We start from the raw sequence: 18,911 nt of genomic DNA, 5'->3' as shown, positions 1-18,911 counted from the left end.
ACATGAATCGGCCCGAGACCCTCGCAGACGCCCCGTTGGGGCGTGAGTCCAGCTACCCCGAGCACTACGATCCCGCGCTTTTGTATCCTATCGCGCGGGCCGCCAATCGGGAGCCGCTGGGAATCATCGGCGACCGGCTGCCCTTCGTCGGCGAGGACGAGTGGCATGCCTACGAGCTTTCCTGGCTCAATGCGCGCGGCAAACCGCTGGTGGCCGTGGCGCGCTTCCGCCTGCCGGCGGATACGCCCCGGTTGATCGAATCCAAGTCGTGGAAGCTCTATCTCAACAGCTTCAATCAGAGCCGTTTCGCGGATCGGGACACGGTGCGCGATACGCTGGCGACCGATCTTTCCGTGGCCGCCGGCGGTGCGGTGTCGGTCGAGCTGCTCGCGGTCGATGACCCGCTGCTGATGCCGCGCCGGCTGCCCGGAGAGTGTCTCGACGATCTCGATATCGCGATCAGCGACTATTCGCCACGCCCCCAACTGTTGAGCGCGGGGCAGGGCGTTGTCGAAGAGAGCCTCCATTCGCACCTGCTCAAGTCCAACTGTCCGGTGACCGGGCAGCCCGACTGGGGCAGCGTGCTGATTCGTTACCGCGGTCCGAAAATCGACCGTGAGGGACTGCTCAAGTATCTGGTGGCCTATCGCCAGCATCAGGATTTCCATGAACATTGCGTCGAGCACATATTCACCGATCTCATGGCGCGCATCCGTCCCGAAAAGTTGCTGGTGCTGGCGCGTTACGTGCGCCGCGGCGGGCTCGACATCAGTCCCTGGCGGGGTACGCCGGGCGAGCGGCCCCCCGAGCCGTTGCGGCTGGCGCGGCAGTGAGCGGTTGGAGTAAGGTGCTCAGTCACTGAGACATATTCTCGTTCGAGGAGTCTGACATGGAAGCGATGACGCTACTCCATGAGCGCAGCTCGATGGGCAAGCTGGCCGGCCCGGCGCCGGATCGCGACCAGCTCGATGCGCTCTATCGCGCGGCGCTGCGCGCGCCGGACCACAAGGAGTTGATGCCGTGGCGGTTCATCGAGTTCAGTGGCGCCGGTATCGACCGGCTGGGCGAGCTGTTTGCCGAGAGCGAAGCGCGCAGCAATCCGCAGGCCGATCAAAAACAGCTGGAATCCATCCGCAAGAAGCCCAAGCGGGCGCCGCTGATCATCGCCGTGATCGCCCGAGTGACACCGGACCTGGCCAAGGTCCCGCCCATCGAGCAGGTATTGTCGGCGGGGTGTGCCGCCCACGCTATCGTGCTGGCCGCCCAGGCACAGGGGCTCGGGGCGATGTGGCGTACCGGCAGTTTCGCCTTCGACCCCGTGGTGCGCGAAGGGCTGGGCCTGGCCGAGCACGACGCGATCGTCGGTTTCATCTACCTGGGCCAGCCCGGCGGACGTTTCAGGAAATCGGCGGTACGTGATCCGGCCGACTTCGTCGAGCGCTGGGCCTGATGACGGGGCGTGAACCCGGCGTGGCCCATCCGCCATTGGCATTGCCGGAACCGGGGCATCAGGACGATCTGCTGCGTTTTCAGCAGTGGCTCGAGGCGGCAATACCGATGGCGGGTCGTTTCGGCATGCAGCGTCTCTACTGGCAGAACGCCGAGCTGCTTTGCGATGTGCGCCTCGAACCCAACCTCAATGACAAGGGGACCGGCTTCGGCGGTTCGCTGGTGGCACAATCGACGCTGCTGGGATGGTGCTGGGCGACGCTCTGGCTACGCGCGCGAGGCTGGCGTCGTGACGTCGTCGTTGCCGAGGCGACGCAGCGGTTTCTGGCCCCGGTCACGGCGGACTACCGGCTTGCATGCCGTGCCGCAGGGGCTGAAGAGCCTGTACGATTCGCGGCGTGTCTGGATGAGCGCGGCAAGGGACGTATCAAGCTTGTCCAGCACATTCATGTCGGCGATAGGCTATGCTTCGAGGCCGTCGGAGACTATGCGGTACTCCCCGTCGGCAAGCGGTCTTGAGCCGGAAACCCGCTTGCAATCGTGGGGTTAGCTCGTTACTATGTGCGCCGTTCTGACGGACAAGCTGCGGCTGCGGTTCGGCAAGACAATTTGCGGAGGGGTGTCCGAGTGGTCGAAGGAGCACGCCTGGAAAGTGTGTAAGTCGAAAGGCTTCGAGGGTTCGAATCCCTCCCCCTCCGCCACGAATAGAAAAGGGGCCAGGTCTACGATCTGGCCCCTTTGTCGTTTGCAGGGTTATGCTCAACGCCAATGGCGGTGACAGTCGTTGAATCCCAGCGGGCGATGCGCGACGTACTCGTCGGGCGTTCTGAACTGCCCGAATTGCAGAAGAACGCGCTGATCTGGGCACGGCTGCCCTGAAACGAGAGCACTTTCTGAGAGTTTTTATGTCACGTCCGTAGCGCGATTAGACGGTTGCAGGCGTGAAAAATGGTACGTACAGGTCCCCAGCAGAAGTTGATGGTAACGGCTATGGCCGGCTAGGGATTTCCCGAGAGAGGATATATGACAGGACGAATCGTAGCCGGTTTGATCTTGAGTCTGCTATTGATCCTGCCGTCGACAGGCCAGGCGCTGACGCCCCAGCAGGGTGAGATCTGGCTGCTGATCGATGAGACCACATCGACGCTGCATGTCTATCGTGGCAAGCGTGAAATCGAGCGCTTTCACCCCATATCGGTCGGCCGGCGCGGTGTTTCCCAGACGCGTTTGCGCGGCGATATGAAGACGCCGGCGGGAGAGTTCCGCATCAACTGGATCAATCGCGACAGCCACTTCAATATCTTTCTCGGGCTTGATTACCCTAACCTGGATAACGCGCGTGAGGCGAAGCGAAGCGGCCTATTTAGCGACGCCGAATTCAATCGCTATCTCGATTTTTATCGCCGTCACGGTGCGCCGCCACAGGATACCGTGTTGGGTGGCAATATCGGGATTCACGGGTTGGGCGAGTCCGATCCCTCGGTCCATGAGCAATTCAACTGGACCCAGGGTTGTGTCGCGGTGACCAATCGCCAGATCGAACGCCTGGCGGATTTGGTACAACTTGGCACGAGGGTTATCATCCGCTAGTTTCTAGGGTGGAAGTGATGCATAGTAGGCGGCATCATGGAAAACGAGATTCATCGACGGCCACGGCCGATCATGAAAGCCTGCCAAGCAGGAATTAACCAAGAACCAAGGAATGATGGAGAACATTATGGCTAACAGTTTCAGCAGCGCTCTCAAGCTCTCCGCGATCGGTCTGTCCATGCTGGTGATGGCAGGCTGTGCCGCTCAGGGTGGCGAGCAGCAATCATGGATGGATAAGACGGATTCTGACGTTGCAGAAGCGCGCAGCATGGCTAACGAAGCTCTGAGCACCGCGAACTCAGCTCAGCGTGATGCCCAGGCTGCGCTGCAGATGGCCCGTGAGAACCGTCAGGCCATGGATCGCATGTTCGAAAAGTCCATGCAGAAGTAAGATACTGATTCAATCGTGCCGCCGAGGCGGCACGATTGGTTGGTGTTCAGGAAGGCCCTGTCGATTGCGACGGGGCCTTTTGCGTTTCTTCCCACCAGTACGGGTCGGCGACCAGATAGAATTCTCCATACAGCGAAGGGTCATCGGCGAAGCGATCGTACCTGGGCTGCATGTCGAGAAGCTGCAGGGCCACCGGGACGCCGCTCGGCGATTCCACCTCTTCGCGCAGTTGCCCATAGTCGACCGGATACTCACGACCTTCGACAGCCGAGGCAACGGCGCTCAGCGCATCGGTGACACGGCTGATCGGCGTATTGGCCTGCTCTTCGAGTCCGGGATAGGCCTGGACATACAGGATGTCGTTCGACCATCCCAGCTTGAAGGTATCATTGATCAGGCGCACGTTGGTGCCGACCGGCAGCCGCGGGAAGAGCTGTTCGATGTCCTCGGGCAGCATGCGAATGCAACCATGCGTGACACGCATGCCTACCCCCTGGGGCTTGTTGGTGCCGTGGATCAAATAACCCGGAATGCCCAGGCGCATCTTGTACTTGCCGAGGGGATTGTCGGGTCCGGCCGGGACGACGCTCGGCAGGTTGTCGCCGCGCTCGGCGTGTTCCTTGATGATCGACTCGGGCGGATACCAAAGCGGGTTCTCGATCTTGTCGATGATGCGCGTGGTGCCCAACGGTGTTTTCCAATCCATGCGGCCGACGCTGATCGGGTAAGTCTCGACCTGGCGTGGCTCCCCCTCATTGGCGGGGGGATAATAATAAAGGCGCATCTCGCCGACGTTGACCACGACCCCTTCACGTGGCCCCGGCGGCAGGATGAAGCGGGTCGGCACGGTCACCTCGGTTCCATCGCCGGGCAGCCACATATTGAGCTTGGGGTTGGCGCGACGCATCTCCTCGAAGCCCACGCCATAGCGGTGGCCGATCTGGATCAACGTTTCCTCGTGCTCGGAGGTGGTGGTCTGCACCTTGCCGATGACATCGCCGTCTGCGGGCAAGCGATAATGACCGATCGGCAGACCGTCGCTGGTGGTTATGGGTTCCGCGGCCTGCAGGACGGGGGCAAGCCCCATGCAGAGCAGGGTGGTCAGACGCAGCAGGCGCCTGGTTCGATTCGCAATCGGCATGGATAATGAGCCTGTTCGAGGTGCCGGGGGCACGGATAGCTTTTCTGGCATTCTGGCGAAATTCCTGACCAAGGCAAGCGTCCCGGCTAAGCGGGGACGCAATAATTTCCCAAGCCGGATCAGGCGGCCTCGGCCTTGCGATTGAGGGTCTCCAGCAAGGTCTCGAGAGTGGCAAAGCGTTGTCCGGCATCGGCCATCTCGGCGTTGAAGCGCAGGGTGTCGGCGCCGTCGAGCCGGTAGTGTTGCGGGTCCTGTTGAATCAACTGAACCAGCGTCATGGGATCGATCGCCGGGCTGGCGCCGAAGATGACGCGGCCGCGCTCGTCGCCGGCCTCGAGACGCACGATACCCAGGCGCTGCGCGCGCTGACGCAGCCGCGTCTGACGGAACAGCGTCTTGACCGGGCCTGGCAGCAGGCCGAAGCGATCGATCATCTCCACCTGCAGTTCCTTGAGGTCGGCTTCGTTCTCGGCGTTGCTGATGCGCTTGTACATGATCAGGCGTTGCTGGACGTCGTGCAGATAGTCGTCGGGGATCAGCGCCGGCAGGTTGAGACTGACCTCGACGCCTTCGTCCAGCGGTGCCTCGATGTTGGGCGTCTTGCCGGCGCGAATCGCCTTCACCGCCCGGTCGAGCATCTGCATGTACAGGCTATAACCGATGGTCTCCAGCTGGCCGCTCTGCTCGTCGCCAAGCAGTTCGCCGGCGCCGCGGATCTCCATGTCGTGGCTTGCCAGCGTGAACCCGGCGCCGAGATCCTCGGCCTGGCCGATCGCTTCCAGGCGCTTGATGGCATCCTTGCTCATCGCCTTGGGAGGGGGCGTGAGCAGGTAGGCGTAGGCCTGGTGGTGGCTGCGACCGACCCGACCGCGCAACTGGTGGAGCTGGGCCAGGCCGAACTTGTCGGCGCGCTCGATGATGATGGTATTGGCGCTGGGCACGTCGATGCCGGTCTCGATGATCGTCGAGCAGACCAGCACGTTGAAGCGTTGATGATAGAAGTCGGACATGATCCGCTCGAGGCTGCGCTCGGGCAACTGACCATGGGCCACGCCGACCCGCGCTTCGGGGATTAGCTCGCGTACCTTTTCCGCCGTCTGCTCGATGGTCTTGACCTCGTTGTGCAGGAAATACACCTGCCCGCCACGCAGGATCTCACGAAGCAGCGCTTCCTTGACCACCGCCTCGTTGCGCTGCTGCACGAAGGTCTTGACCGACAGCCGGCGCGGCGGCGGCGTGGCGATGATCGACAGGTCGCGAATGCCGCTCATCGCCATGTTCAGGGTGCGCGGAATCGGTGTCGCGGTCAGGGTCAGGATATCGACCTCGGCACGCAGGTTCTTCAGCCGCTCCTTCTGGGAAACCCCGAAGCGGTGCTCCTCGTCGATGATCAACAAGCCCATGTTGGGCAGCTTGACGCTCTTGGAGAGCAGCTTGTGGGTGCCGATGACGATATCGGCGCGCCCCTCCTCGATGCGCTTGAGCGTGTCGGCCTGGCCCTTGCCGCCGGTGAAGCGCGAGATCAGCTCGACCTGGACGGCGGTGTCGGCGAAGCGGTCGCGGAAATTGTCGTAATGCTGCTGGGCGAGCAGGGTGGTGGGCACCAGCACCACCACCTGGCGCCCCGAATGCACGGCGAGGAAGGCGGCACGCATGGCGACTTCGGTCTTGCCGAAGCCGACATCGCCGCACACCACCCGGTCCATCGGCTGGCTGGCCGTCATGTCACCGATCACCGCATGGATGGCGGCGCGCTGGTCGGGCGTTTCCTCGAACGGGAAGCTCGCGGCGAAGCGTTGGTACTCCACCCCGGGCGGGTCGCTGGCGAAGCCTTCGCGCGCCTCGCGGCGGGCGTAGACGTCGAGCAGCTCGGCGGCGGTGTCGCGGATGCGCTCGGCGGCCTTCTTCTTGGCCTTGTCCCAGGTATCGGAGCCGAGCTTGTGTAGCGGCGCCAGCTCGTCACTGGCCCCGGCATAGCGCGAGATCAGCTGCAGGCTGTCCACCGGCACGTAGAGGCGCGCGCCATCGGCATATTCCAGGGTCACGAATTCGGCGGCCTGACCGCCGGCCTCGATGGTTTCCAGACCCAGGTAGCGACCCACGCCGTGGAGCTGATGAACTACCGGCGAGCCGGGACGCAGCTCGGAGAGGTGGCGTACCGCTAGTTCGTTGTCGTCGGTGGCCTTCTCGCGGCGCCGGCTCTGGCGCACCACTTCGCCGAACAGTTCGGTCTCGGTTATGACGGCGAGATCCGGCTCGTCGAGCACCAGGCCCTCGCTGAGCAACCCCTCGGTGATCGCCAGGCGTTGATCGCCGGCGACGAACGCCTGCCAGTCATCGACATGTGGCATCTCAAGATGCAGGACGGCCAGCGTCTCCTCAAGCGCCTCGCGGCGGCCGCGGGACTCGGCGACGAACAGCATGCGCTGCTCGGGATGAGCGGCGAGATACTCCTGCAGCGCGGCCAGCGGCTTCTGGGCGCGGGCGTTGATGGCGACCTGCGGCACAGCCTGGGTCAGCGGCTGCTGGGCATGTGGGTGGTCGTCGCTGTCGATGAGCTCGAGGCGCGGTTTGGCCTTGATCGCGGCGAACACCTCGGCCACCGGAATGAAGGCGCGCGCCGGCGGCAGCAGAGGGCGCGTCGGATCGACGCCGAGGTTCTCGTAGCGGCTCTGTATCGAGTCCCAATGATGCTCGGCGGCGGCATGCACACCGGGCAGCAGAGCGATGCGGGTGCCCTCGGCGAGGTGCTCGAAGAGCGTCGCCGTCTCCTCGAAGAACAGCGGCAGGTACTGTTCGAGCCCTGGCGAGGGGATGCCCTTGATGGCGTCGTTGTAGAGCGGGCACTGGCGCGGATCGACGTCGAACAGCGTCTCGAAGCCTTCGCGGAAGCAGGCGATCGCCGAGCGCGACAGCGAATACTCATGGGCCGGCAGCAGTTCCACCGACTCGACCTTGTCGGCGCTGCGCTGGGTATCCGGGTCGAAGCGGCGCAGGGTGTCGATCTCGTCGTCGAACAGATCGATGCGCAGCGGGGTCTCGCTGCCCATCGGGAAGAGATCGATCAGCGCGCCGCGCAGGGCGTACTCGCCGGGCTCGTAGACGGTCTCCACGGCACGATAGCCGGCGCGCGACAGGCGTTCGCGAAAGCCTTCGCGATCCAGCGTCATGCCCACCGTCAGCGTGATGACCCGTCCGGCGATATAGTCGGTGGGCGGCAGCCGCTGCATCAGCGTGTTGACCGGCACCAGGACGATGCCCTCTTGGGCTTCCTGCAGGCGCCGCAGGGTGCGCAGGCGCTCGGAAACGATGTCCTGATGAGGCGAGAAGCTGTCGTAGGGCAGCGTCTCCCAATCGGGGAACGGCAACACCGCAACGCGGGCGAAAAAGCGCAGGGCGCTTTCCAGACGCTGCGCGCTGGCGGTGTCGGGAGTGATCACCAGCAGCGGTGCATCGTCGGCCAGCCTGGCCAGGGTCAGCGGGCCAGCGGCGCCCGACGGTGCCCGGCAATACAGGGTGTGGCGACTATCGGCGGGGAGCGGTGGAGCCAGAGGCGAAAAAGTGGGCATGGGTCTGAGCAACGTAACGACGTAGTGGCGATGCGCTAGATCATAACAGGGCGGCGCTGTCGGCGGACAATCGGACCGCTTGATCACGGCCTTGTTGTCAAAAATATTGCCCGTCATGCCCGCAATCGAGTTTGTAGTCAACCCCGTTTTTCTGTAGTGGCCCTACAGCTCATGCGACCATCCAGCGATTGAGCATTCTCGTTTGGCAAGGATAATGAACGGATTAAATTCGTTCGCGATTCCGAGAAAGGGGCTTCAAGGTGGATCAAGACAAGGCGAGTCAGGACCAGCGCGATATCTGTTTCCAGGAGTGGCAGGAAAACGAGGCATTGGCCGAGGAGATGATTCCACTGCTCGGCCAGTTGTACCGCAAGTACAATGTGGTGCCGTCGTTGTATGGCCGTTCGCTGATCATCCGCTCGGTGATCCGCATCCTCAAGAATCACCGCTACGTCAAGAAGGTCGAGGGGACCGAGCTGTCGGTGCGCGATACCCTGCCGTTCATCAAGGCCATGACCGAACTCGAGCTGGGGCCGGCGCATATCGATCTGGGCAAGCTGGTCGTCGCCTTCAAGCGTAGCGGTCGCAACGATGTGAAAGCCTATCTGCGCGAGGAGCTCGGCGAACTGGTCGGCGCTCACGTCACCAATGGCATGGGCGGCGCGCCCAAGGACGTCGTGCTCTACGGCTTCGGGCGTATCGGGCGTATCCTGGCGAGGATCCTGGTCGAGAAGGCGGGCGGCGGCAACCTGCTGCGGCTGCGCGCCATCGTCGTGCGCGGCGGGGGCGACGATCTGGAGAAGCGTGCCAGCCTGCTGCGACGCGATTCGGTGCATGGACCCTTCGCCGGCTCCATCAGCGTCGATCACGCCAACAGCGCGCTGATCGCCAACGGCCAGGTCATCAAGGTCATCCATGCCGATTCGCCGGCCGAGATCGATTACACCGAGTACGGCATCAACAATGCGCTGGTGGTCGACAATACCGGCAAGTGGCGAGACGAGGAGGGCCTGTCTCAGCACTTGTCCAGCAAGGGCGTCGCCAAGGTGATGCTCACCGCGCCGGGCAAGGGCAACCTCAAGAACATCGTCTATGGCATCAACCATGGCGATGTCGGCAACGATGACCGGATCATTTCGGCGGCATCCTGCACCACCAACGCCATCGTCCCGGTGCTCAAGGCGATCAACGACGAGTTTGGCATCAGCCATGGCCATGTCGAGACGGTGCACTCCTATACCAACGACCAGAATCTGATCGACAACTATCACAAGGGCGACCGCCGTGGGCGTAGCGCACCGCTCAACATGGTGCTGACCGAGACCGGCGCCGCGAAGGCGGTCGCCAAGGCGCTGCCCGAGCTCGCAGGTAAGCTGACCGGAAACGCCATCCGCGTACCCACGCCGAACGTCTCGATGGCGATCCTCAATCTCAACCTGGCCAGGCCGGCCGACGTGGAAAGCGTCAACGCCTATCTGCGCCAGGTGTCGCTCGATTCACCGCTACAGAAGCAGATCGATTACGTCGATTCGCCGGAAGTGGTGTCGTCCGATTTCGTCGGTAACCGCCACGCGGGGATCGTCGATGCCAAGGCGACCATAGTCGACGGCAACAACGCCGTGCTGTACGTCTGGTACGACAATGAGTTCGGTTATAGTTGCCAGGTGGTGCGTATCCTGCAGTCGATGTCCAACGTCAACTTCCTTTACCTGCCGCGTACTCGCGACTGAGCGCTCACTCCTTGGCGGCCATGTTCCATGGCCGCTTTCAAGACTCTCCGAAACGTCTCGATAAAGGCCACCCGTGCGCGTCGCTGGTGGCCTTTCGACTTGCCTCTCTATATAATGTTGGCGACTTTTGGCGCGGTCCGTATGGCCACGGGCCGCTCGAGACAACCTTCTGATAAGAAAAGCATTCGAGCACTGTGACAAGCGCCGTGGCAGCTCAGCCAGACGCGGGGCTCGGCATCATGCTGTGCATCGAATCCCTTTCCTTGCTAATCAGATTCGATAACTGGGCGAGACTATGATCGAAGTCAAACGAGGCCTGGATCTCCCCATCGCGGGGGCACCGGAACAGCGTATCGAGGATGCGCGGCCGGTGCGCCATGTGGCCGTCCTGGGCTCCGATTACGTCGGCATGAAGCCGACCATGGAGGTCCGGGAAGGGGACCGGGTGAAGCTTGGCCAGCTCTTGTTCACCGACAAGAAAATTCACGGCGTGCGTTTTACCGCGCCGGCGGCCGGCGAAGTCGTCGCGATCAATCGTGGCGAGAAGCGCCGCTTGCTGTCGGTGGTGATCAAGGTAGACGAGCAAGGCGAGCAGGTCGCGTTCACCGCGCATGGCGCCGCGAAACTGGAGAGCCTGGAGCGTCAGGTGGTTGTCGACCAGCTCGTCGAGTCCGGGTTGTGGACCGCGCTGCGTACCCGGCCCTATTCGCGCACGCCAGCGCTCGATGCCCAGCCGACGAACATCTTCGTGACGGCGATCGACACGCATCCGCTGGCGGCCGATCCGGCGCTGGTGATCAACGAGCAGCCCGAAGCGTTCAGCCAGGGGCTCAAGGTTCTCAAGCGGCTCACCGAAGGGCGGGTGTTCCTGTGTCATGCGCCCGATGCCAGCCTGCCGGGCGGCGACACAGCCGGCGTTCAGGTTGAAAGCTTCAAGGGCCCGCATCCCGCCGGATTGCCCGGCACCCACATCCATTATCTGGCGCCGGTCAGCCTAACGCGTCAGGTCTGGCATATCGGCTACCAGGACGTGATTGCCATCGGCAAGCTGTTCGCCGAAGGCGTTCTCGATACGCGCCGCGTCGTGGCGCTCGGCGGGCCGCTGGCCAATCGCCCGCGCCTGGTGCGCACCCGCCTGGGAGCCAGCTTTCGCGAACTGCTCGACGGCGAGATCGGCGAGGCGGAAAGCGATGTCCGGGTCATCTCCGGCTCGGTGTTCGGCGGTAACATCGCCGAAGGGGCTTTGAGCTACCTGGGGCGCTTCCACCAGCAGGTCAGTCTGCTCGAAGAGGGCACCAAACGCGCCTTCATGGGTTGGTTGTCGCCGGGACGCAACAAGCACTCGGTGCTCGGCATCTACATGTCGCGGTTTACCGGGCTCGACAAGTTCGCGCCGACCACCACCACCAACGGTTCCGAGCGCGCCATGGTGCCGGTGGGTTCCTACGAGACGGTAATGCCGCTGGATATTTTGCCGACTCAGTTGCTGCGGTCGTTGATTGTCGGCGACATCGAAATGGCGATGCAGCTCGGCTGTCTCGAACTGGATGAGGAAGACCTCGCACTCTGCACCTACGTGTGTCCGGGCAAGTACGAGTATGGTCCCATCCTGCGCGACAATCTCACCACGATCGAGAAAGAGGCTTGATGATGGGGATCCGACAGACACTCGACAATCTCGAGCCGCACTTCCACAAGGGGGGCAAGTACGAGAAGTTCTATGCGCTCTACGAGGCGGTGGATACGATCTTCTACTCGCCGCCCGACGTGACGCGGACGACCGCCCATGTGCGCGACGGCATCGACCTCAAGCGGATCATGATCACGGTGTGGTTCTGCACCTTCCCGGCAATGTTCTTCGGCATGTACAACGCCGGGCTGCAGGCCAATCTGGCGATCGCCGATGGCTACAGCGCCCTGGGTGGCTGGCGCGAAGCCGTCACCATGACCCTGGCCGGCGGCAACGACCCCGGCAGCATCTGGGCCGATTTCTTGCTCGGCGCGACCTATTTCCTGCCCATCTATCTGGTGACCTTCGTGGTCGGCGGCTTCTGGGAAGTGCTGTTCGCGGTCAAGCGCGGCCATGAGGTCAACGAAGGCTTCTTCGTCACCTCGGTGCTGTACGCCCTGATCCTGCCGGCGACGATTCCGCTGTGGCAGGTGGCGCTGGGCATCACCTTCGGGGTGGTGATCGGCAAGGAGATCTTCGGCGGCACCGGCAAGAACTTCCTCAACCCGGCCCTCACCGGCCGTGCGTTCCTGTACTTTGCCTACCCGGCGCAGATTTCGGGCGACTCGGTATGGGTCGCGGCCGATGGCTATACCGGGGCGACCGCCTTGTCGACCACTTACGCCGGTGGCATGGATGCGTTGCACCAGCAACTGAGCTGGCTCGATGCCTTCTTTGGCTTCATGGCCGGTTCGGTCGGTGAAGTCTCGACATTGGCAATCCTGATCGGCGCCGCCGTGTTGCTGTGGACCCGGATCGCCTCCTGGCGAATCATGCTGGGCACCTTCCTCGGCATGGTCGCCACCAGCGCGCTGTTCAATGCGGTCGGTTCCGAGACCAATGCCATGTTCGCCATGCCCTGGTACTGGCACCTGGTGGTCGGTGGCTTCGCCTTCGGCATGGTGTTCATGGCTACCGATCCGGTTTCGGCGTCGATGACCGACAAGGGCAAGCTGGCGTTCGGTGCCTTGATCGGCGTGATGACCGTGCTGATTCGCGTGGTCAACCCGGCCTTCCCCGAAGGCATCATGCTGGCGATCCTGTTCGCCAACCTGTTCGCTCCGCTGATCGATCATTTCGTCGTGCAGGCCAATATCAAGCGTCGCCAGAAGCGTGAGACCGCTGGCGCGATGAGCAAGGAGACCGCCTGATGGCCAGTAACAACTCCATCAAGAAGACCCTCACTGTTGCGTTCGCGCTGTGTATCGTCTGTTCGGTGGTCGTATCGACGGCGGCCGTGGTGCTGCGTCCCAAGCAGCAAGAGAATCAGGAACTCGACCGCAAGACGAACATTCTCCAGGTGGCCGAACTCTACGAGGCGGGTACCAAGGTCAACGAACAGTTCGCCGAGGCGATCACCGCGCGGGTCGTCAACCTGAAGACCGGCGAATATGCCGAAGACAAGAATCCCGAGACCTTCAACCAGTTCGAAGCCGCCAAGGATCCCGCTCAGTCGCGGACCCTGTCGGGGGCCCAGGACTTGGCTGGTATCGGTCGCCGGGAAAACTACGCTACGGTGTATCTGGTAGGCGATCCAGAGAACCCCGACAAGATCATCCTGCCGGTCCGCGGGCAGGGGCTGTGGTCGTTGATGTCGGGTTATCTGGCGTTGAAGGGAGACGGCAATACCGTGGTCGGCCTGTCGTTCTACGATCAGGGCGAGACGCCGGGGCTTGGCGGTGAGGTCGACAATCCCGACTGGAAGGCCTTGTGGGATGGCAAGAAGATCTATCCTGAAAACGAGATGGACCCCGCCATCCGCCTGGTCAAGGGCGGTGTCGGGCCACAGACGCCTGATGCCGAGCACAAGGTCGACGCGCTTTCCGGGGCGACGCTGACCAGTAACGGTGTGACCAATCTTCTGCAATTCTGGCTGAGTGACGCCGGCTTCGCCGAGTACTTGGCCCGTTTCCGCGACACGACGCAAGGAGCGTAAGCCATGGCTGCCTATACGCCCAAAGGCGTGCTGACCACGCCGATCTTCAAGAACAACCCGATCGCATTGCAGATCCTGGGTATCTGTTCCGCGCTGGCGGTGACCAACTCCATGGGCACCTCCCTGGTCATGGGGTTGGCGGTCATTGCCGTCACCGCCTTTTCGAGTTTCTTCGTATCGCTGATTCGTAGTCAGATTCCCTCGTCGATCCGCATCATCGTGCAGATGACGATCATCGCCTCGCTGGTCATCGTCGTCGACCAGGTCCTCAAGGCCTACGCCTACGAGATCTCCAAGTCGCTGTCGGTCTTCGTCGGGCTGATCATCACCAACTGTATCGTCATGGGCCGTGCCGAGGCCTTCGCCATGCAGAACGGCCCGGTGATCAGCTTTCTCGACGGTGTCGGCAACGGCCTGGGCTATGCCGTCATGCTGCTGGTCGTGGGTTTCTTCCGCGAACTGTTCGGCTCTGGGTCGGTCTTCGGCTACACGGTGCTGGCGCCGGTCAATGAGGGCGGCTGGTACGTGACCAACGGCCTGCTGCTGCTGCCGCCGTCGGCGTTCTTCGTCATCGGTCTGATCATCTGGGGGCTGCGCAGCCTCAATCCCGAGCAGATCGAGGAGAACGAGTTCAAGATCACGACCAACACCAAGGTCAAGGAGGCAGTGTAATGTTCGAACAGTACCTGAGCCTGTTCATCAAGGCCGTGTTCGTCGAAAACATGGCACTGGCCTTCTTCCTCGGCATGTGTACTTTCATGGCGGTTTCGAAGAAGGTTTCCTCGGCCATCGGGCTGGGCATCGCCGTGATCGTGGTGCTGGCGATCACCGTACCGGTCAACAACCTGATCCTGCATTACCTGCTGGAGGAGGGCGCGCTGACCTGGACCGGCATCGAAGGAGCGGAGAGCATCGATCTGTCGTTTCTCGGGCTGCTCAGCTATATCGGCGTGATCGCGGCAATCGTGCAGATCCTAGAGATGTTCCTCGACAAGTTCGTGCCGGCACTCTACAACGCGCTGGGGGTCTTCCTGCCGCTGATTACCGTGAACTGCGCGATCCTCGGGGCTTCGTTGTTCATGGTGCAGCGCGACTACAGCTTCGGCGAATCGGTGATCTACGGCTTCGGCGCCGGTGCCGGCTGGGCGCTGGCGATCGCCGCGCTGGCCGGTATCCGCGAAAAGCTCAAGTACAGCGATGTACCGGCCGGCCTGCGCGGGCTGGGGATCACCTTCATCACCGTCGGCCTGATGTCTCTGGGCTTCATGTCCTTTTCCGGCATCCAGCTGTAAGTACAACGAGATATAGGAATTCGACATGGTCGATACATCGATTATCGTGCTCGGCGTGGTCATGTTCACCGTGGTCGTCATTGGCCTGGTGGCCGTGATCCTGGCCGCGCGCAGCCGTCTGGTCAGCAGCGGCGACGTGACGATCCAGATCAACGAGGACCCCGACAACACCCTGACGACGCAGGCCGGCGGCAAGCTGCTGCAGACGCTGGCATCTAATGGCATCTTCCTGTCCTCCGCCTGTGGCGGCGGCGGTTCCTGCGCACAGTGCAAGTGCCGGATCACCGAGGGCGGCGGCTCGATCCTGCCGACCGAGGAGTCGCACTTCACCATGGGCGAGAAGAAGGAGGGCTGGCGGCTCTCCTGCCAGGTGCCGGTCAAGCAGGACATGCGCATCGAGGTTCCCGAAGAGGTCTTCGGCGTTAAGAAATGGGAATGCGAGGTCATCGAGAACCCCAATGTCGCGACCTTCATCAAGGAACTCAATCTCAAGTTGCCGGAGGGCGAGAACGTCAATTTCCGTGCCGGCGGTTACGTGCAGCTGGTCGCGCCGCCCTACGATATCAAGTTTTCCGACTTCGACATCGGCGAGGAGTACCGCGGCGATTGGGAGAAATTCAAACTTTTCAACGTCTCCCACAAGAGCGAAGAGGAAGTCATCCGCGCCTACTCGATGGCCAACTACCCGGAAGAGAAGGGCATCCTCAAGTTCAACATCCGCATCGCTACGCCGCCGCCCAATTCCAGTCATCCGCCGGGGCTGATGTCGACCTACGTCTTCAGCCTGAAGCCGGGCGACAAGGTCACGGTGATGGGGCCGTTCGGCGAGTTCTTTGCCAAGGACAGCGATGCCGAAATGGTATTCGTCGGCGGCGGTGCGGGCATGGCGCCGATGCGCAGCCATATCTTCGATCAGCTAAAGCGCCTCGAGTCCAAGCGCAAGATCTCGTTCTGGTACGGCGCACGCTCCTGGCGTGAAACCTTCTACAACGACGAGTACGACCAACTGGCCGAGGAGTTCGACAACTTCGAGTGGCATCTGGCGTTGTCGGACCCGCAGCCGGAGGATAACTGGGAAGGGCCCACCGGCTTCATCCATAACGTGCTCTACGAGAACTATCTCAAGGATCATCCGGCCCCCGAGGATTGCGAGTACTACATGTGCGGGCCGCCGATGATGAACGCCTCGGTGATCAAGATGCTCACCGACCTGGGGGTCGAGCCGGAGAACATCATGCTGGATGACTTCGGCGGATGATCGGAGGCTTTCGTCGCACACCAACAGGGCCGCATGCGGCCCTGTTCTTGATACTGGCAACGGTTGCCACGCTGGCCTTCGTGTCGTTGGCGGGCTGTCAGCGTGCGCCGCAGGTGGAGGCCCACCGCTTCGAGGGACCGATCTTCGGTACCGGGTACCATGTGACGGTCTATGCCGCGCTCGACGAGACAACGATCGAGTCGCTCGATGCGGGCATCCGCAGTCAGCTCGAGCAGGTCGACGCGTTGATGTCGACCTATCGGGAAGACTCGGAACTGTCGCGATTAAATCGTCACCCGGTGGGCGTGCCATTCTTCCTGTCGCCGGCCACGGCGGAGGTGGTGCGCGAAGCGTTGCGCATCGCCCGGCTGTCGGAAGGGGCCTTCGATGTCACCGTTGGCCCGGCGGTAAACCTGTGGGGGTTCGGGCCCAAGGGGCATCCCGAGCGGGTGCCGAGCCCCGCCGAGCTGGCCGAGGCGCTGGCGCGGGTGGATATCCATGCGCTCGCGCTCGACGGCAACACGTTGACCAAGCGCAAGCCCGTCTACGTCGATCTGTCGGGCATTGCCAAGGGCTACGGCACCGATCGCGTCGCCGATTATCTCGACACCCGAGGCATCGACGACTACCTGGTCGAGGTCGGCGGCGAGATTCGCACGCACGGCACCAAGCCGGAAGAGGAGCCGTGGCGCATCGCGGTCGAAAGGCCCATCTCCAGCGAGCGTAGCGTGCAGCGTATCATCGATCTCGGTAACGCCGCCGTGGCCACGTCGGGCGATTACCGCAACTACTTCGTGAGCGACGGGGTGCGCTATTCGCATACCATCGATCCGCGTACGGGGCGGCCCATCACCAATCGGGTGGCCTCGGTGACGGTCATCGGCGAGCGTTGTGCAACCGCCGATGCGCTGGCTACCGCCTTCACGGTCATGGGCGAGCGAGCTGGGCTCGAGATGGCCGAGCGCGAAAACATTGCAGTGTATTTCATTGTCAGAGTCGATGACGGATTCGAAACACGCATGAGTCCGGCCTTCGCCCCCTACCTGGAAGGGGCCGAGACGGTCGGCAAGGAGGAGGGGTCATGACGCTTTGGTTGATAGTTTTCACAGCCATGCTGTTGCTGGTCGCGGCGATGTCGATCGGCGTGATTCTCGGCCGTAAGCCGATTAGCGGTTCCTGTGGCGGCCTGAATAACCTGGGCCTCAAGGATGGTTGCGATATCTGCGGCGGCAAGGACGAGGTCTGCGAGGAGGAAAATCGCAAGCGTGGCGCCCAGACCCGGCGCAGCGCCGACAGCCGGCGCGGGCTCGATCTCGGCTACGACGCCACGCGCCGTTAAACGACCCGAGGGCAAACAACTGTCATTCAGCGCAGGCAACTATCGCTCAGCAAGAGGAGACGCGACAACCGATGGCAGTCCATAACTACGACGTGGTGGTGATCGGCACCGGCCCGGCCGGTGAAAGCTCGGCGATCAACGCAGCCAAGCACGGCAAGCGTGTGGCGGTGATCGAAAAGCAACCTTCGGTGGGCGGCAATTGCACGCACTGGGGGACGATCCCTTCCAAGGCGCTGCGCCATCAGGTCAAGCAGATCATGCAGTTCAATACCAACCGCATGTTCCGCGACATCGGTGAGCCACGCTGGTTCTCCTTTCCCCGGGTACTCGAGCGTTCACGGGTGACCATCGACCAGCAGGTCGAGATGCGCACCACCTTCTACGCGCGTAACCGCATCGACGTGTTCTTCGGGGTGGCGCGCTTCAAGGATGAGCACACCCTGGTGGTGCGCGACAATCACGAAGGCGCCGAGGAGCTCATCGCCCAGCGTATCGTGGTGGCCACCGGCTCGCGGCCCTATCGGCCGGGAGACATCAATTTCCGCCACCCGCGCATCTATTGCTCGGACACCATCCTGGGCCTGTCGCACACGCCGCGCACCTTGATCATCTATGGCGCGGGTGTCATCGGCTCCGAGTATGCCTCGATATTCTCGGGGTTGGGGGTCAAGGTCGATCTGATCGATACGCGCGACCGGTTGCTGTCGTTTCTCGACGACGAGATCAGCGATGCGCTCTCCTACCATCTTCGCCAACACGGCGTGCTGGTGCGCCACAACGAGGAGTACGAGAGGATCGAAGGCGATGAGGCGGGCGTGGTCGTGCATCTCAAGTCGGGCAAGAAGCTGCGTGCCGACGCCTTCCTGTGGGCCAACGGGCGCACCGGCAACACCGATGAGCTGGGGCTCGAGAATATCGGGCTAGAGGCCAACGGCCGCGGGCAGCTGCAGGTCGATGAGCATTACCGCACGATGCTCCCTCACATCTATGCGGTGGGCGACGTGATCGGCTGGCCGAGCCTGGCGAGTGCGGCCTACGACCAGGGTCGCAGTGCCAGCGACGACTTTCTCGACGAGCCGTTTCGTTTCGTCGCGGACATTCCCACCGGTATCTACACGATTCCCGAGATCAGTTCGGTCGGCCGGAGCGAGCGTGAACTCACCGAGGCGAGGGTTCCCTACGAGGTGGCGCAGGCCTTCTTCAAGGACACCGCGCGGGCACAGATCACCGGTGACACCGTGGGCATGCTCAAGATCCTGTTCCATCGCGACACGCTGGAGATACTGGGTATCCATTGCTTCGGCGATCAGGCCTCCGAGATCGTTCACATCGGCCAGGCGATCATGCAGCAGCCCGGCGAGGCCAATAGCCTCAAGTACTTCATCAATACCACCTTCAACTACCCGACCATGGCGGAAGCCTACCGGGTGGCGGCCCAGAACGGCCTGAACCGCCTGTTCTGATCCTTTGCCGAAGAAAGCGGGCCC

Annotated in this window: 17 protein-coding genes and 1 tRNA gene; 16 read left to right on the top strand and 2 right to left on the bottom strand. The window is 62.5% G+C overall.

Annotated elements, in window-relative coordinates:
• The first annotated feature begins 2 nt into the window (after positions 1–2).
• The 6 genes from queF to R6258_RS08400 all read left to right on the top strand — a co-directional run bounded on the left by queF (position 3) and on the right by R6258_RS08400 (position 3,430).
• Positions 3–833 (top strand): NADPH-dependent 7-cyano-7-deazaguanine reductase QueF, encoded by an 831-nt coding sequence (queF, locus tag R6258_RS08425; protein ID WP_318449231.1) that lies wholly within the window; start codon positions 3–5, stop codon positions 831–833.
• A gap of 56 nt (positions 834–889) precedes the next feature.
• On the top strand, positions 890–1,450 hold the full coding sequence (locus R6258_RS08420; RefSeq protein WP_318449230.1) for a nitroreductase family protein: 561 nt from the start codon (positions 890–892) through the stop codon (positions 1,448–1,450).
• Complete coding sequence (locus tag R6258_RS08415) at positions 1,450–1,968, top strand: YiiD C-terminal domain-containing protein (RefSeq protein ID WP_318449229.1); 519 nt, start codon at positions 1,450–1,452, stop codon at positions 1,966–1,968. The genes R6258_RS08420 and R6258_RS08415 overlap by 1 nt, the downstream gene beginning before the upstream one ends.
• Before the next feature lie 94 nt (positions 1,969–2,062).
• A tRNA-Ser gene (locus R6258_RS08410) sits at positions 2,063–2,150 on the top strand.
• Positions 2,151–2,472: 322 nt separating this feature from the next.
• Positions 2,473–3,039 carry a L,D-transpeptidase gene (locus R6258_RS08405; RefSeq protein ID WP_318449228.1) on the top strand — a complete coding sequence of 189 codons (567 nt, stop codon included), beginning with the start codon at positions 2,473–2,475 and terminating at the stop codon, positions 3,037–3,039.
• 127 nt (positions 3,040–3,166) lie between these two features.
• Entirely contained in the window at positions 3,167–3,430 is a 264-nt protein-coding gene (locus tag R6258_RS08400; RefSeq protein ID WP_318449227.1) for an Lpp/OprI family alanine-zipper lipoprotein, read from the top strand.
• 46 nt (positions 3,431–3,476) lie between these two features.
• On the opposite strand, the gene R6258_RS08395 is transcribed toward R6258_RS08400, so the two are convergent.
• A complete protein-coding gene (locus R6258_RS08395) occupies positions 3,477–4,571 on the bottom strand; it encodes a L,D-transpeptidase family protein (protein WP_318449226.1) in 1,095 nt (364 codons plus the stop codon).
• A gap of 119 nt (positions 4,572–4,690) precedes the next feature.
• Positions 4,691–8,140: a transcription-repair coupling factor gene (gene mfd / locus R6258_RS08390; protein ID WP_318449225.1), complete on the bottom strand. Its 3,450-nt coding sequence runs from the start codon at positions 8,138–8,140 to the stop codon at positions 4,691–4,693.
• Positions 8,141–8,400: 260 nt separating this feature from the next.
• Between mfd and R6258_RS08385 the strand changes: the two genes are divergently transcribed.
• From R6258_RS08385 to sthA, 10 genes are all read left to right on the top strand, one after another.
• Positions 8,401–9,870 carry a glyceraldehyde-3-phosphate dehydrogenase gene (locus tag R6258_RS08385; protein ID WP_318449224.1) on the top strand — a complete coding sequence of 490 codons (1,470 nt, stop codon included), beginning with the start codon at positions 8,401–8,403 and terminating at the stop codon, positions 9,868–9,870.
• Positions 9,871–10,165: 295 nt separating this feature from the next.
• Positions 10,166–11,518 carry a Na(+)-translocating NADH-quinone reductase subunit A gene (locus R6258_RS08380; RefSeq protein ID WP_318449223.1) on the top strand — a complete coding sequence of 451 codons (1,353 nt, stop codon included), beginning with the start codon at positions 10,166–10,168 and terminating at the stop codon, positions 11,516–11,518.
• Positions 11,518–12,750, top strand: a complete 1,233-nt coding sequence (locus R6258_RS08375) for an NADH:ubiquinone reductase (Na(+)-transporting) subunit B (protein WP_318449222.1) — start codon at positions 11,518–11,520, stop codon at positions 12,748–12,750. Before R6258_RS08380 ends, R6258_RS08375 begins: the two co-directional genes overlap by 1 nt.
• Positions 12,747–13,535, top strand: a complete 789-nt coding sequence (locus tag R6258_RS08370; protein ID WP_318449458.1) for a Na(+)-translocating NADH-quinone reductase subunit C — start codon at positions 12,747–12,749, stop codon at positions 13,533–13,535. Before R6258_RS08375 ends, R6258_RS08370 begins: the two co-directional genes overlap by 4 nt.
• Positions 13,536–13,538: 3 nt before the next feature.
• Positions 13,539–14,207 carry an NADH:ubiquinone reductase (Na(+)-transporting) subunit D gene (locus R6258_RS08365; protein WP_318449221.1) on the top strand — a complete coding sequence of 223 codons (669 nt, stop codon included), beginning with the start codon at positions 13,539–13,541 and terminating at the stop codon, positions 14,205–14,207.
• A complete protein-coding gene (gene nqrE, locus R6258_RS08360) occupies positions 14,207–14,827 on the top strand; it encodes an NADH:ubiquinone reductase (Na(+)-transporting) subunit E (RefSeq protein ID WP_318449220.1) in 621 nt (206 codons plus the stop codon). The genes R6258_RS08365 and nqrE overlap by 1 nt, the downstream gene beginning before the upstream one ends.
• A gap of 25 nt (positions 14,828–14,852) precedes the next feature.
• Complete coding sequence (gene nqrF / locus R6258_RS08355; RefSeq protein WP_318449219.1) at positions 14,853–16,085, top strand: NADH:ubiquinone reductase (Na(+)-transporting) subunit F; 1,233 nt, start codon at positions 14,853–14,855, stop codon at positions 16,083–16,085.
• Between the two features lie 47 nt (positions 16,086–16,132).
• A complete protein-coding gene (locus R6258_RS08350) occupies positions 16,133–17,170 on the top strand; it encodes an FAD:protein FMN transferase (RefSeq protein ID WP_318449218.1) in 1,038 nt (345 codons plus the stop codon).
• Complete coding sequence (gene nqrM, locus R6258_RS08345) at positions 17,167–17,424, top strand: (Na+)-NQR maturation NqrM (protein ID WP_318449217.1); 258 nt, start codon at positions 17,167–17,169, stop codon at positions 17,422–17,424. Before R6258_RS08350 ends, nqrM begins: the two co-directional genes overlap by 4 nt.
• A gap of 71 nt (positions 17,425–17,495) precedes the next feature.
• Positions 17,496–18,887, top strand: coding sequence for a Si-specific NAD(P)(+) transhydrogenase (gene sthA, locus R6258_RS08340; protein ID WP_318449216.1), 1,392 nt, complete (start codon positions 17,496–17,498; stop codon positions 18,885–18,887).
• Positions 18,888–18,911: the final 24 nt, after the last annotated feature.

Origin of the sequence: Halomonas sp. HP20-15 (assembly GCF_033446685.1) — a bacterium.
GTDB lineage: Bacteria > Pseudomonadota > Gammaproteobacteria > Pseudomonadales > Halomonadaceae > Modicisalibacter.
The sequence above is the reverse complement of the archived record's forward strand: the minus strand, read 5'-3'. Positions and strand labels throughout refer to the sequence as shown.

Coding starts and splice junctions, on each gene's coding strand:
- queF (WP_318449231.1), top strand. CDS start 3: ATGAATCGGCCCGAGACCCTCGCAGACGCCCCGTTGGGGCGTGAGTCC.
- R6258_RS08420 (WP_318449230.1), top strand. CDS start 890: ATGGAAGCGATGACGCTACTCCATGAGCGCAGCTCGATGGGCAAGCTG.
- R6258_RS08415 (WP_318449229.1), top strand. CDS start 1,450: ATGACGGGGCGTGAACCCGGCGTGGCCCATCCGCCATTGGCATTGCCG.
- R6258_RS08405 (WP_318449228.1), top strand. CDS start 2,473: ATGACAGGACGAATCGTAGCCGGTTTGATCTTGAGTCTGCTATTGATC.
- R6258_RS08400 (WP_318449227.1), top strand. CDS start 3,167: ATGGCTAACAGTTTCAGCAGCGCTCTCAAGCTCTCCGCGATCGGTCTG.
- R6258_RS08395 (WP_318449226.1), bottom strand. CDS start 4,571: ATGCCGATTGCGAATCGAACCAGGCGCCTGCTGCGTCTGACCACCCTG.
- mfd (WP_318449225.1), bottom strand. CDS start 8,140: ATGCCCACTTTTTCGCCTCTGGCTCCACCGCTCCCCGCCGATAGTCGC.
- R6258_RS08380 (WP_318449223.1), top strand. CDS start 10,166: ATGATCGAAGTCAAACGAGGCCTGGATCTCCCCATCGCGGGGGCACCG.
- R6258_RS08375 (WP_318449222.1), top strand. CDS start 11,518: ATGATGGGGATCCGACAGACACTCGACAATCTCGAGCCGCACTTCCAC.
- R6258_RS08365 (WP_318449221.1), top strand. CDS start 13,539: ATGGCTGCCTATACGCCCAAAGGCGTGCTGACCACGCCGATCTTCAAG.
- nqrE (WP_318449220.1), top strand. CDS start 14,207: ATGTTCGAACAGTACCTGAGCCTGTTCATCAAGGCCGTGTTCGTCGAA.
- nqrF (WP_318449219.1), top strand. CDS start 14,853: ATGGTCGATACATCGATTATCGTGCTCGGCGTGGTCATGTTCACCGTG.
- nqrM (WP_318449217.1), top strand. CDS start 17,167: ATGACGCTTTGGTTGATAGTTTTCACAGCCATGCTGTTGCTGGTCGCG.
- sthA (WP_318449216.1), top strand. CDS start 17,496: ATGGCAGTCCATAACTACGACGTGGTGGTGATCGGCACCGGCCCGGCC.